The sequence below is a fragment of the Treponema endosymbiont of Eucomonympha sp. genome (genome assembly GCF_001028545.1).
In genome coordinates, this window is the sequence record NZ_BBPW01000726.1 from 1 (window position 1) to 362 (window position 362).

The 362-nt window shown below is 58.6% G+C and carries 1 protein-coding gene; it reads right to left on the bottom strand.

Annotated elements, in window-relative coordinates:
• Nucleotides 1–76 precede the first annotated feature (76 nt).
• A partial coding sequence (locus AWU74_RS08775) for a transposase (protein ID WP_162505143.1) occupies nt 77–362 on the bottom strand: 286 nt, incomplete at its 5' end.

Here is a 362-nt window from a genome sequence, read left to right on the forward strand (position 1 = left end):
GCCGCGACAGTACCGCTTGTCACAATGCCGCTTGCCGGTATCCCGTACTCGTCAACTACCAAATGTAATTTGCTGTTCAGCCCCCTTTTGTACGGCTAATGTCCTGAGTGCCGCCGCGCGCCCCGCATGCGTCCGCGTGTGCCTTGATATACGTCGAATCTATCATACGGATATCCCCGGCAGGCTCGCCTGTTGCGGCGTCCGCCAGCATTTTCCCTATTCCCTTGTCCCGCCGGCGGCAAAACCGCTTGTGTATGCTGTTCCAGTTCCCGAATTCTGGCGGTATGTCTCTCCACGGAGCGCCCGTGCGCGTCTGCCACGCTACCGCGTTGATAAACAAACGGTTGTCTTTCGCCACTCCC